The sequence below is a fragment of the Sinorhizobium terangae genome, from assembly GCF_029714365.1.
Lineage (GTDB): Bacteria > Pseudomonadota > Alphaproteobacteria > Rhizobiales > Rhizobiaceae > Sinorhizobium > Sinorhizobium terangae.
This window is the reverse complement of the sequence record NZ_CP121660.1, coordinates 418,685-432,455: the sequence shown is the minus strand read 5'-3', so window position 1 is coordinate 432,455 and position 13,771 is coordinate 418,685. Positions and strand designations below refer to the sequence as shown.

Genomic DNA, 13,771 nt, shown 5'->3' with positions numbered 1-13,771 from the left:
TTTTCAAACATTTGCGTATACCAAGATCCACTGCAGCATAATCGGAAAATCACTGTCAGAAAGGGCGATGTTGCAGCGAATAAGGAGAGGATCTTAGGCCGCAACCAAATCATTCTTCATCCAAGGGCAATTTGACGTCGCCGCCTCCGCTATCACCGGCCATGAAATGGAGAAACTCCTCCAGGTTTGTCCATCCGTCATTGTCCGCATCTTGCGGGCCATCATTGGCATCTGCCGCATCCATGCCATTCTTGACTTCCCAATCGTCTGAAATGCCGTCCATATCACTGTCTTGGTAAGGCACCCCAGCGGCAAGGTCCGGCCATCCCCCGACGTCCTCCGGATCTGTTTCGAGCAATCGTCCGCGGCGATTTTTGACGTCCTCAATAATGCGTCGGTCGACGGCATCGCGTTCCGGCTTTGTCGCGCCGGCATTCGCCAGGACATCTTCGTAGGCACTCATCGGCGCGGAGGTGCGGATCTGGGGCGCGTCGAATGGTGCCGCCACAACAAATCGCCTCTGGCCCTCGGCCAAAACCAAGCTGTCATCCTGCCCGGATTCAGTCCGGTAGGGTTCGTCATAGTTGTCCTTGACGTAAATCGAGTGACCAAGCCCGCTTTCATTGAAGAGATGCACCATGTGGTCGTTTCGCAACTTCTCTCCTGCGATCTTGTAATTGCCGACGACGTTCGCCTGGATATGCGCCCATTCATCGCCAAAGCTCACGACGTACTGCCACTCTGGCGAGAAAAATACATTATTCACAACATCGGCAACCGCTCCGGCATTTTTCATTTTGATCTGCGGATTTCTGTATTTGCCGAGAGCAAAAAGCGAGTGGTGCACAGAGACGTTGCCACCCTTGGTAAACAACATATTGCGCGCGCGATTCTCTTTCCCCGGCCCACCTATCAGGAGCGGCTCGCTCGTAATTCCCCACTGCCACGTGAAATTGCTGGCATCTTCTGAATCGATCGTCTCATCCGATCCCCAACTGGCAGAGATATGATCGAGCATGATGTTTCTCGCCGCCTCGGTGTACATTCCGAGGCTCCCGGAACAGCAGGCTTTACGCGTATGTGGACCAGCGCGCAGGCGAACGTGTCTTATGATCACGTCGTTGGTCACGATTTCGATTGAAGGACGTATTTGTGTCCGACCGTTGCGGATCGCGATGCCTCCGCCCGGTGCCGTCTCTCCGGCAATGGTCAAAAATGGATTTCGAACAACCAATGATCGCTCGCGGAGAACAATGGTACCGCCCGTGCGAAAGATGCAAATGCGCGGCCCGGACGCTTCGATGCAGTCACGCAGGGAACCTGGACCGGATTCTTTCGTGTTGACGACATAGATCACCTTCCCCCCTCGGCCGCCAAGGGAGCCGGCACCGAAGCCTTCGGCCGTGGGAAAGGCGCGTTGTCTACCGTCGGGAAGCTTGGGTGAAAGAGGCCCCTCGAGCGCCGTTGCGGTCTGGGCAACAGCCTCCCCTGGATGCCCGATACACAATGCGCAGAGCAGCCCCGCCAACATCAAGAAGCGGGCGACCGTGAAAGGAAATACGCTTACACTACGCGACCGAATATTTACCTTCATGCTCTCATGCCACCAAATCGAAGCTGAAATTCAATCTTGCCCGAGTGCAATTGCCAGCGCAGGGGCGATGACTTTCGCCGAAGACATAATCCGCATTTCTCAAAGATAGCCGTAGCGCCTGAGCATCCAACCGCCCAATCGCTGAAAGGAAGCTTGCTGACCGGATGGCATGCGTGTTCGCCACGTCTCATCTTTATTGAGTGCGATCGATGCATTCATGCGTAATCGGTTCCCTGCGACTTGGTGTCCTGGCCCCATGGAACCGCCGCTTTGAAGAGTTGAACCGATCTGGCTTAGATCAAGCTCAAGAAATGTCCCGATTTGCTGCATGATCCCGACAGGATCAGATGCAAAATCCTCGTATCTTACTCGCATGACCTTTTGTGGGCCCAGTTTTCGCAGGAGGTATTCGACTGCGAGATTCACGATGCTCCATCGCAAAGCGGTCCTGAATACCGACTTTGGCTTGATTTCCTTCTGCAATCCTGATTTTTCGTCACGCTGATAGCCCTTGAGCAGCGACCAAGCCACACCGCGCCCGTCGCGCACCAGGTGGATGACGCGCATGTCAACTCCCGGGATCTGCGCAAGCGCCATCGCTCTCCCCGGCAACTTCGAAGAGTCGACAACCATCTGCTTGCCCGACGACGACAGCATCTCATCAAATAGACGCTTTGTATGAAGTGCATATGGCGAAAACTGCCTTCCGAGACCAATGCCACTAAGTACTTTAAAGAATACCGGCAAGCCTTCAAATTTCTTTTGAAGTGCGCAATATTCTGACATGAACGTCGGATCGCTATCCTTCGACCACTTTTGCAAGACTGTGCTCCAGACGGCACAATCGCGAATTGGATGGCCGCACGCACAATATTCATTCCGGCGCCACACGTGCCGCGTGAGACACGTTATCTCCCCCGCGCCCACCACCACAGGATGTTGTCCCAAGGCAATATCGAGAAGGGTTGACCCGCTACGTCCGTAACCTGCGATATAAACGATGCGCGTTGCTTGCGTGGGCATCCTATAAGCCTTCCATCTCCTAGTGCTTTATCTTGAGGTTGAGTCTGGCTTTCGTCTTGTGCGGGTGTGTATGCGCGGTGGAACAAGGGTCACGCTCGCCAACTAATCACTGCTCCGGCGAACTGCCCAACAACCCAATATGCTTGGCCATTGACCTCCGGTATCGAAGGAAGATCCCTATCATTGTCACTAACGATCCAGGACATCGACTGTCCTCCCAATCGTTACGCCCGGCGCTGTCCCGCATTAAGTTGGCAGGAACAAAGTGATCACAACCTCGTTTGACAATCGGATCAACGCCTGAACGACGGCCCCGAGCGGCCGCGATGAAATAAGAAAAAACATCTCAATAATAAACGCTTGATCGTCAGCAACAGTCCGAGTTACCGCGACTATGGGCGAGGTTACTTCATTCTCCTGTCTTCGCCAACCTTAGAGATGCGGTGAAGGACGCTTTTCTGCCCGACTTTAGTGGCGGAGCGGATCGGTGTTTGTGTCTTGTGCTGAACGTATCTTGCCCGCGACCCGCCGGGGCGCGTGGGTATAGCCCGCCGCAGTTGTGCAAGGCCGAGTCCAAGGCACAAAAAAACTGGTATTGTCCAATATCTCGCATACATGTGCGGATTGAACAAAGCGATCGTGAGAAAGACAATGACAGTTGTCACCATCGCGGCAAGTACGTGTTTATCTCCACCGTCTCTTCGGATTCCCACCGCAAGCAGTACAGCGACACCCGAAAACAACATCCAGCCGACAAGCGCGAGCAATCCGCCTTCAACCCAAAGAAGAAGATAAAGGTTGTGAACGGGCGCAGTTTGCACACTTCTCTCTCGGAATTGGTCGGCTCCAACTCCTACGAACCAAATCTGCTCATCGGAGATCATCTGAACAGCTTCTTCCATAAGTGCTGCTCTTGAAACGAAGGTTCCGGCTTCTGAGATGTCGCCGGAGGAAATAGCGTCCAAAACGCGCGTTTGGAACGCTCGGGGCAGCATATCTTTGCTGCCAAATAGCGCCAACGCTCCAAGAAGAATGGCCGCTCCAAGTGTCAGGCGTAACAGCAATCGAGGGGTTGAAATGAACGCAACGAAAACGGTCAAGCAAATCGCCATCACAAACAGCCCGCTGTTGGAGCTTGTCAGAACAACTGTAACGATGAACAGTGCAACTATCGGCAAGGCCAAGTAAGACTTGAGTCGGCCTGAAGACCAGAAAAAGAGAAGAATTGGCATTGTCAGCCCGTTCATCGCCGCGGCCAGATTCGGATTTCGCAGCACGGTCGCCAGGCGCTTCCCGCCCGTCACCACGCCCCTTCCTTCTCCTGGTACATACCCGACCGCGTAGAATGTAAATATACCATGAATATCGATGAGAATTATGCTTGCCAGGAAGATCGCGGCCAGCCGATACGCTTCCTTTGGATCGTTTCGGACCAGGATCATCATCAAAAACAGGTAGGCGAAGAGATACTGCGCCGTCACAATCAGTCCTCGATCAGGACTGTTATGGAAAAGGCTGCCAATCATCATCCCGACGAACAGAAGCATGAACGCGACAAGCCAAAGTGTCGTTGCCTGCTCGAGCGGTTTGTTTAAGATCCGTCCGCTGATCAATAGAAGGAAAAGGCTCAAGCAAAAGAAGAAATCGCTAAACGTAAAGAAAAGATCAGAAAACCGCAACGTCGCGTACGGCGCCAAAAAAACAGCCACGTAGACGACAGCGCGCTCAATCGCCGCCAAGCGAATGTGCAAATTGCGGGAATGGCCCCCGGTATATGGTTGAGCGGCCTCTGTCACGCCTCCCTCCGACGCTGTAACTGTCGCTTCGTACAAGATACCCGATCGATCACGGATTATCGACCTGCGCTCGCGAAGCGCTGAATCCATTGATACCTATGAGTTCCTCGTAGACTGATGTAATTGCATGCACGTGCCGCTCGACACTGAAGCGCGCCCGCGCTTCGACGCGTGCTGTCTCCACGATGTGTTCGTGGCAGGCAGAATTGTTGAACAGAGTTAAACAGGCTTTGGCGAACTCATCCGGATCATCCGGGCGAACGAGCATGCCGGTCTCGCCATCTTCGACGACTTCTGGATTTCCACCTGAGTCGGCCGCAATCACTGGTGTGCCCAGCAACATCGCTTCGACAAGAGTTCTTCCCAGAGGTTCGTTGACGGCTGTTACCAGAAGGGCATCGAGCCCCGCGATCCAGGGTTCGCTCGGATACCGAAAGCCCATAAAGTGAATGCAATCCGCAACTCCAAGTGCTTCGGCTCGCGATCTTGCAGCGTCGTCGAGCCCATTAAGTGCGTTCCCGAAAAACAGTCCTGCAAACTTCACTTGCGGCGCCAACCGCTTTAGGGCAGCCAAAGCTTCTACAAACAAGATAGGCCGCTTGCGGTCCACCAGGGTTCCCACATATCCGAGGAGCTTTGTCTCGGGCGAACAACCAATTGCCGCTACAACATTGCTCCGAGCGGCTTCGCGTTCGACGCAGACCATCTTCATCACGTCGAATGGGCTATGAACGACACTGCACTTGCCTGCTGCCGAAAAAAGGCCAGGTCGAGGCGACGCAAATTTTGATACAGCCACGACACGACTGGGGAGCCAGGGAGCGACGCGTCGCAATCCGAACGAATATGCATCGCCGCGGTGATGCCAGAGATGCTTGGATCCTGCGAGTCGTGCTGCAAGTCCCCAGACGAGATGCGCACGGCCGTCATTTGTATGCACTATTGCGGCATTTCTCGCTCTCAGAAAGCTCACAAGCGCAGGAAGGCTTCGCGCGACGTTCACGGCTGCGGCGCCATTGCGCGCGCCCGCCCGCTCCAAACGGTTTATGACGGGAGCGGCTTCAAAGTCGATCCCCTCGCGGCGAAAAAGTTCTGCAACTGGCCCGTCCACATCATGAAGAACAACCAACGGCAAAAAACGGGAATCGGGAAGATTTCGTATCAATCCAAGTGCGGACATATGGCTTCCGCCGACAAAATCTCCTATGAAGGGGAAACATACAACTGCCTTCTGGCCGCATTTCGTCATGCTAATCATTCTCCATGCGAGCACTTCTCAAATGCAAGGTGATTATGGAAGTAAGGTTCTTTTCTTTTCTTTCCTAATGGCCTTAATATATTTTTAGATATTTCTGCGCGCATTCGCACCGGCTCACCTGCCCCATCGTCCCCAAGCTATGCGGCCTGCTATCGGCCGATCAAAGGCGAGACCAAATTCTTGTGAGAACGGTTCTAACGGACGTGCGATGAAGAATTGAGCGAGTCTCGCGCCGGAGGCGTGGGAGCGGTGTTCACTTCTAATTCTGTATCGGCGCCACTGAAAGTTTCGCCATTTCTGCGACGATTTTGAATCCAACCGCCGGCCGCCGGAATGCGTTTGGAAGTTATGACAAAGCCTCCGTAGTGATGGCTCTTGTGAACTTCGGGATTGACCTGGTGAATTACAGTGCCGATCAAAGGCGCATGATTCATCCGGAGCTGCGACACACTATCGAGCAACTGCTCTTCTGTAGTCTTGCCCCAAGACACCAGCAAAATCACCCCATCAACAAAAGGCGAGAGCCAGTTTGCATCCCCAGAGGTGAGGACCGGCGGAGCGTGAAGCACAATGAATTCGTACCCGTTCTGTCTGAGGGCCAATATCAGCTCACAGAGTTTTTCGGAGTCTAGCGATCTGAATGGCTCCATCATTACGGGCGTCGCGTCAATGAAGCCAAAAGCAGGCAAAGTCGGAATTGTCTGCACCACGTCCGCCAGGGAAGCTTCATTTCTAAGATAGCGTTCAATCAATTCCGGCGAGCGTTCCACGCTTTTCAGATACGGAACGTTGTGTTGATGGAAATCGAGATTGACGAACACGGTAGGGCGCCCGTCTGCTGCAGCGGCAGTTGCGATACCCCAAGCCGTCGAGGCGTTCGCAACGTCCTGAAGGCAAGAGGTCACCATGACAACGCGATGCGGTTGTTTCACCTCAGAATAGCGGCAGGCCATATAGACTGACCGCTCTGCCTCGGCACACGTAAAGTTGCTCCAGTCTGGAATGCACGAGGACCGCTTGGTGCCGGGCAGATGCTTCGGAACCTTTGGTATGTAGCCCAGGTTGGGCAACCGCAAAAGTTGCGAGGTTCGTTGCCCGCTCCGGATTCGCGTGTCGGCTGTCTCCAAAAGGAGCGCGAGCAAAAAGGCCAGCAAAGTGGATCCGGTAAATGCCGCCGGGATAATAATATTGGGCTTAGGAAATGATGGTGAATTTGGAACCTCCGCCGCTGACACAATCCGTGCACTCGGCTTTAGAGATTCGGCCTCGAGGTCCGACAAAATACGCTGAACCTCGTCTTCGATCATATTGCGAACACCCGCGATTTGCGAATCTGCATCGATCATCTGAGGATGGTTCTTGCCAAACTTGGCGGCGAGCTCGGCTCGATTCTGCTGTAACCGGGCCTCTTCATTCCGCAACGTTATCAAGAGCGGTTGCGTCATGCTCTGACGAAGAAAAGCAACGGCGCCACCGGTGTTTAGCGCACGTTCCTTGTCTGCAATCCGCTCATACTGCTTGAATTCGAGCGACGCTTCGACGTAGAGGCTGGCAATCGTATTTGCGAGTTCTTGAGCAACTTTAGGATTGTTGTTTGTTACAGTGATTCTTACGGCGAGGCTCTCGCCAGTCCGGCTGACAGTAAACTGGGACAGTACCGCGGAGATCGCGCGATCCCGTTGCGTTCTTTCATCCGGCGGAGGCCTAACGGAATCACGCGGCCTCTGGGCTCCGATGATCCCCGCGAAATATCTGGCCAGCCGGTCGCCGAGGCTTTCCGGCCTTTTGCCGCTGCGGGCAAACGGGTTGAAGTTCGGATCATCGATGAGATTCAATCGATCGACAATACGACCGGCAAATTCCCGTGATTGCAGAACGTCCATCTCGGTTTCAGCCGCCGAGCGATCGCGCTCAAGCGACGTCAAGGATGCGTCGGTGGCAAACGGCCGAACATCTTTCCGTTCCAGCACCACTTCTGAACTGGCGGTATAGGTTTCGGGAAGCGTGTACGATGCAATCGCAGCCAGCAAAGTGCAGAAGAGAACCACTGACGCGATAAGCCAAATACGCCTCTTGATCAGGGCCCAAACATCTAAAAGGCCTATCGTATGCCCACTCCTCTGAGCGGCAAATTCAACACTTTCTCGGTAATGAGCGCGAGCAGATAGGCTGCCATCCGGAACGAATGTCGTCATGGAAACCTTCAAAAATAAAATTTTTCTCTATTCGGTTAGCTTAGTAAAATATTCAATACGGCGCAATAACTCAGTTTGAAGTTGTTAGCATCGCATTTTACGACATCGGTGTCACGCCTAATCGGCTTCACGTCCGGCGTCCTGTGCGGCGAAGGGCTTAAAGGCGCTCCCGTGACGGCCTCAGAATAGCGCGCGGCGCATTATTCGCAAGGATTGACTTGAGCTGTCTCTCCATTGCTGACGGCTTCGAATGGCACTGCTGCGGTCTGCCGCCCCGCAAGCCGACGCTCTTCGCACAGCAGATACCTGGTCACCAGCTGCGGCAAAGCTAGTCGACAGGGAAAGGAGTTCGAGGAGTTCCGATCGCGAAGAAACTGGGCACTTCTGCGCTGGACAGCGCTGTTCTTACAGTGTTCAATGACTTAATTGTACATCACGTTGCATATTGCCCGTCCGGTTAGGACGTCCCGCGTTGTTCATTACTTTGGCCATTCTCGGATCATGCGTATCGTTTTCGTTGGTTCCGTCGAAAGCTCCAAAATCGCTTTAGAAGCGCTCATCCAGGCTGGGCGGGTTCCTGTGCTTGTGATTACGCTGCCCCCCGAGGCGGCAGGACGCCATTCCGATTTTGCCGATATAGGAAATCTGGCGCGGGCGGCCGGAAGCGCGGTTTGCTACACCACAGACATCAACAGTCCTGCAGTCCTGGAGACAATGGCATCGGTCGAGCCTGATCTCACGCTTGTCATTGGCTGGTCGCAAGTCTGCCGGCAGCCTTTTCGGGACCTTGCGCGGGAGGGCACCATCGGGTTCCATCCGGCGGCGTTGCCACGTCTGCGTGGTCGGGCGGTCATTCCCTGGACGATAATAAGGGATGAAGATGTGACCGGCTCGACGCTGTTCTGGTTGGATGAAGGGGTCGACTCTGGTCCCATTCTGCTTCAGAGGCTGTTCGCGGTCGCGGCCGACGAAACCGCACGCAGCCTCTATGCCAGGCACACAGCAAATCTCGCCGAGATGGTAGTCGAGGCGGTTGCGCTGGTTGAGACCGGTAACGCACCGCACACGAAGCAGGACCATGAGCAGGCAAGCTACTGTGCGAAGCGTACAGCAGAGGACGGCCTGATCGACTGGAATGCTTCAGCCGCCTCGGTGCTCCGCCTTATCCGTGCAGTTGGCGCCCCTTACCCCGGCGCGTTTTGCGTTTATAACGGCGAGAGGATCCGCATCGACACAGCCGTAAAGATTGAAAGCGCCGGTCGCTTTATCGGACTGGCAGGCCAGGTTCAATGCCATTCGGAACGCGGTTTCGTCGTCTTATGTGGCGATGGTGAATGCATCGATGTCCTGGCTTGGGCCTCGGCCACCGGCAAGCGTCCGCCGGTACACAGCAAACTCCGAGGATAAGCGCCTTGATGACACAGGCTCGGCGCCGGCAATAAACGCTGGAACGCTTCGCGCGATCCGCAGGTCACTTGTTCTCTACCGTTTTCTGCGTGTCTTGCGGCATCGGCGCCATGCGACGAATGATCTCCTTAGCTGCGAACCTGGCCCCATCACGGCTGAAATGGGCATCTGGCGCATACATGAGAAGCGGTTCGGGGTGGGCGCGAAGGGCCTCGAGGATATCAATAGTCATGATGCCTTCGGCCGCGGCAGCATCGAGGACCTCCCTCCTCAGCGGGTCGAAGGGCCCGTCCGACGAAAAGGGTCCGATGAAACGGTCGATCCTGGGTACGTAGACGAGTGTAAAGGAGCCGCCCCAGCTCTCGGTGAGTGCTTTCGCTCGATGCAATATTCGTCTGAAATCCGGGTTACTTGGGGTAATCTTTGGATAGACCAACCCTAGCCTCGTGAGAGTTTGTTGCAGGGCGACAAAATTGCGAAGCAAGGCCGTTTTCGTGAAGAGCTGGACACTCGTCACAGGGCTGCTCTGGCGCTCCGCCAAAATGTTTCGGGCCTGGCGCATGGTTTCTTGCGCGGTCGTCTGCGAACCATAGTCCGCATCCGGCGATATCGCCGTGCGAAGCCACGGCACTGCAAGTTCGCGCTCCAAATTCTCCCAGTCATTTCCTTCGAAGAAGACCATCATCACCTGACGGGGTCGAAAAATTTTGCCAAAACGGCCGAGCGTTGCAAGTTCGACCAGGGGACCGCTTCCTCTAATACCTATGCTCGCGGTGCTAAGGCCGCCCGCCCGCAATCTCGACGCAAGGTCCTCGCCCGGGGGCAAGCAGAAGCCCTCGACGAACGAATCTCCGAGCAGCATCAGGTCCAGCGGATGGTTATACACGTCGTCGGGATTATTGAAGCCGTACCGGTCTGCGGTATAGCTGACGACGCCGCTTTCGGACGTGCACAGCACCACTTGCGTCGACGGAAAGCCCGACAACAGCGCCTCGGAAAGTTGGTCGGTGCCGGAAAGCCGGTTCAGTCCACGAAGTGTGAAGCCCGGAACCACGTTCTTGTTGCGCTTGAGCGTTTCGGCCTGCGCTTCGCTCAGTTGGCCAAGCATACCCAACCGGACGGACACGACCGAGACCGTATGCATCGCCTCGAAGAGGAAGAGGGCTAGCAACACGCTCGAGCCACAGATACCGACAAGTGAGGAAAAGCGCGGCTTCGCAAACAGGCCCACGGCGAAGAAGGCTGCCGCCAGCAGGCCCGGGGTCAGCACGTAACGGATGAAATGCGGGGTCTCAGCTGCGAACAGTTGGTAATGCAGCAGAGCGTAGATGGGACTGGACAACAGGTACAGACCCAGAAGCGCACACACCACAAGTCCGAAATGCCGCTTTATCATGACGCCTTGTCCCCTCTCGCAAACCGTTCAGTAAGAGGCGCGCTTGCCGATCGCCGCAATCAGGCGGCGGATTTGGTCGTCTATGTTCTGACGGCTTCGGCTGATAAGAGTTTATCTCTGTACATGAATTCACATAAAATGACTGAGAATAAGATTTAGTATGGGAATTTTCTTGCGCAGCAAAATATAGCGAGTTTTGTCGATGGAGTCTCCCGAAATTGGGGAAGCCCAAGCATGATCGACGGCCTGCCCAGCAACTGCACAGTGAAACAATGGCGCGAAGCTTTCCTGAGCACACGCCGCAGCTGCTGTCGAACCACAGCCTCGGCTAGGATATATTGGGTCGTCCATTAGGCCGTCGAATATTAGGTAGTCGACATTGCCTCATGACTATGCGATTATCAAACCCGTTGAGCGGGCACTTTAGAGCCGCGCCTGTGTAATTGCATAACAAAATCGCTTTCAAGGACTGATTTACGCGCTTGGCCAATGGAGCGCCAGTATTTTTTAAGTTCGCGGGCATATCACGTGCATGACGGGGGCTTAGCGAAGATTTCGATCGATGGCTGTCACTCTGCCTGACCGGGGTTCCGGTTGTGGCAAAGAACAAAGTCCTTTGCGGGGTGAATTCTACCCCCTGTCAGCATGTTGAAGCCAAACGAACGCACCAGAAATGGGAGCGGCGGCTACATGAAGCGAGAACAACAACTGCGAGTGCAATCCGGTTCGGCGGCAACCGCCAACGATGCACTGGCTCCCGTCCATGCGAGGGCGCAACTCGTCGCGGCTATCGTCCTTTCATTGGCAGTCTCCGTGCTGTTCCTTGCAACGACGTCACGCGGAATAGGAATTCTGCCCGACTCGGTCGCATACATGCGCGTTGGAAGCGCGCGTCATTTCGCTCCTCTCTATACATGGATACTGCAATTCATGTCGCTTGCTCACGTCGATATCGTGGCGGCGGCCTGGTGGCTCAACTGGTTTCTTTATGTCGTCAATACGGTGTTGGTTCTCCGATTGCTGCTTCTCGCGCAGTTGACCCCGATCTGGGCTGCATTGGGAACGGCCCTGATCGTTGGCCATCCGGTCTTCGTCGAATTTCACTCGGTGGCAATGACGGAGCCGTTGTTTATCGCATTGACCCTCGCCTCCGCCCTCGTGTTTTTCAGGGCGATGCAAGACAACCGCGTCGCAACTGCCGCACTTGTGGGGGCGATTGTGGGCCTCGCGATGCTGACGCGGTTTGCTGCCGCTCCCCTCCTGCTGACTTTTGCAATCTTGAGGCTCTGCGCCGGCGGCGGGAGCCTTGCGAAACGGCTGGTCGATTGCGCTGTGATGGCCGGAGCGTGCGGTGCCGTTTTCGGATCATGGCTGGTCGCGAGTGAGTTGACGTCCGGGGATTCGACTGGACGTTCGTTGGAACTGCTGGGCAACACCGATCTGGCGTACTGGATTCGGACGGTGGGCGCCCTAGCGACGATGCTCCTGCCATCCGCGGCCGGGCCGGTCATTCGCCTCTTGTTCCTTGCGTTCGCCAGTGTTGTCGTCGTCTTCGTTGCCGTGAACTACGCACTCGCATGGTTGCGCCTATCCTACGCCCAACGCGCACGACCGCATGCGCTTGTGCCCGTCGTATTCAGTCTCCTTTCGATCTTGTATCTGCTGTTCCTGATACAGTCCGTCATGATTCAGTATCGACTGAGCCTCACCGGACGGTTTCTCCTGCCGCTCTATGTTTTCCTCGCACTCGCTGCCATGACTTCCTTCGGAGCGAGCAGGTCTGGTGTTGTGCGCCACCGCAAACTCGGAATTGTCCTTGCCGGGCTCGCAGCTGTGATCGGGGCCTCGAACCTCGTCCGAACGACAGTGTTCACTGCGGCAACTTATGAATCGGGCCAAGGATACGCTCACAAAATGTGGTCCACGTCGCCCGTGCTTACATCCGTGGCAAAATTGCCTGCGACTGCTGCAATCTATTCGAACGCGCCGGACCTGATCGAATTCCGCTTGAGGCACAGCGCGGCGTACCTACCCCGCCGCTTCAATCATCTTTCTGGCCGGGACGAGGCAAGCATGCCTTTTGCGCAACAGATGGACGCCATGCGTCGCCGTCTTGCGGAAGGCAACGCCTACGTCGTCTTCATCTATGGCGTGGACTGGCGAGACTACCTGATCAGCGAGAACGACCTTCTTAAGTCCATTCCGCTGATCGAGGAAGAAACTCTTGCTGACGGGCGGATCTATCGCTCGGCAGGCCGCGCAACCGAGTTGCAGGTTTCGCCGTGAAGAGCCGGCCGAGCATGGCCGAAATTGGACATTGGCTTACAGGATTGGTGCACCGAAAGGAATGTAACGGGAGTACGGACCGTCATGTTTGAGAAGAAAATTTTTATTGTTATCCCCGCATATCAGGCTGCTCTGACACTCGAAAGCGTGTTTGAGAGAATCCCGAGGGAAATTTACGAGAAAGACGTCCGAATTGTCGTCGTCAATGACGGCAGCTCCGACGGCACTGGCGACATCGCACGCAGAATTGCTCGTTCACGGCCAAACGTCGAAGTAATCGACCATCCTCAGAACAAGGGCTACGCCCAGGCGCAGAAGACCGGTTTTTCTCACGCATTGGATCAAGGTGCGGATATCGCGGCGCTCCTGCACGCCGATGGGCAATATGCACCGGAGCTGCTGCCACGTTTGCTTGCGCCCCTGGAACGGGACGAGGCTGACGTCGTTATCGGTTCGCGCATGCTCGAGCGTGGCGCTCTGAAGGGCGGCATGCCGATGTACAAGTACATCGCCAACAAAGCGCTGACTGCGATAGAAAATCTCGCTTACGGCCTTCGGGTAAGTGAATACCACAGCGGTTACATGCTCTATTCCCGCCGGTGCCTGGAAGCTATTCCCTTCGTTCGCCTCAGCGATACATTCCATTTTGATGGTGAAATGATCATGATGGCGGGTAAGCGCAAGTTACGTATCAAGGAAATCGCGATACCGACACGATACGCTGATGAAAAATCGCACCTGAAACCGGTACAGTACGGTTTTGATGTACTGAAGATCGTATGGCAGAATTACCGAGGCAAATACGAATTTTAGAGA

Annotated in this window: 9 protein-coding genes; 3 read left to right on the top strand and 6 right to left on the bottom strand. The window is 55.1% G+C overall.

Going from position 1 to position 13,771, the window contains the following annotated elements; genetic code table 11:
• Positions 1 to 109: 109 nt before the first annotated feature.
• The 5 genes from QA637_RS20740 to QA637_RS20720 all read right to left on the bottom strand — a co-directional run bounded on the left by QA637_RS20740 (position 110) and on the right by QA637_RS20720 (position 7,866).
• The gene (locus QA637_RS20740) at positions 110 to 1,594 is read right to left on the bottom strand and encodes a pectate lyase (RefSeq protein WP_283066601.1); all 1,485 of its coding nucleotides are present in this window, start codon (positions 1,592 to 1,594) and stop codon (positions 110 to 112) included.
• A 99-nt stretch (positions 1,595 to 1,693) separates the two neighbouring features.
• On the bottom strand, positions 1,694 to 2,617 hold the full coding sequence (locus QA637_RS20735) for a sulfotransferase family protein (protein WP_153439867.1): 924 nt from the start codon (positions 2,615 to 2,617) through the stop codon (positions 1,694 to 1,696).
• Positions 2,618 to 3,021: 404 nt separating this feature from the next.
• Entirely contained in the window at positions 3,022 to 4,413 is a 1,392-nt protein-coding gene (locus QA637_RS20730) for an O-antigen ligase family protein (RefSeq protein ID WP_283066599.1), read from the bottom strand.
• 49 nt (positions 4,414 to 4,462) lie between these two features.
• Complete coding sequence (locus QA637_RS20725) at positions 4,463 to 5,593, bottom strand: glycosyltransferase family 4 protein (protein WP_428843157.1); 1,131 nt, start codon at positions 5,591 to 5,593, stop codon at positions 4,463 to 4,465.
• 272 nt (positions 5,594 to 5,865) lie between these two features.
• On the bottom strand, positions 5,866 to 7,866 hold the full coding sequence (locus tag QA637_RS20720; RefSeq protein WP_283066595.1) for a GumC family protein: 2,001 nt from the start codon (positions 7,864 to 7,866) through the stop codon (positions 5,866 to 5,868).
• Between the two features lie 501 nt (positions 7,867 to 8,367).
• Here QA637_RS20720 and QA637_RS20715 point away from each other — a divergent pair.
• Complete coding sequence (locus tag QA637_RS20715; protein WP_283066594.1) at positions 8,368 to 9,273, top strand: methionyl-tRNA formyltransferase; 906 nt, start codon at positions 8,368 to 8,370, stop codon at positions 9,271 to 9,273.
• 64 nt (positions 9,274 to 9,337) lie between these two features.
• Here the strand turns inward: QA637_RS20715 and QA637_RS20710 are convergent, their stop codons facing one another.
• Positions 9,338 to 10,669 carry an SGNH/GDSL hydrolase family protein gene (locus QA637_RS20710; protein WP_283066593.1) on the bottom strand — a complete coding sequence of 444 codons (1,332 nt, stop codon included), beginning with the start codon at positions 10,667 to 10,669 and terminating at the stop codon, positions 9,338 to 9,340.
• Positions 10,670 to 11,599: 930 nt separating this feature from the next.
• On the opposite strand from QA637_RS20710, the gene QA637_RS20705 reads away from it, so the two are divergent.
• Both QA637_RS20705 and QA637_RS20700 read left to right on the top strand, forming a co-directional pair.
• Positions 11,600 to 12,955: a hypothetical protein gene (locus QA637_RS20705; protein ID WP_283066592.1), complete on the top strand. Its 1,356-nt coding sequence runs from the start codon at positions 11,600 to 11,602 to the stop codon at positions 12,953 to 12,955.
• An 84-nt stretch (positions 12,956 to 13,039) separates the two neighbouring features.
• Complete coding sequence (locus QA637_RS20700; RefSeq protein ID WP_153439874.1) at positions 13,040 to 13,768, top strand: glycosyltransferase family 2 protein; 729 nt, start codon at positions 13,040 to 13,042, stop codon at positions 13,766 to 13,768.
• Positions 13,769 to 13,771: the final 3 nt, after the last annotated feature.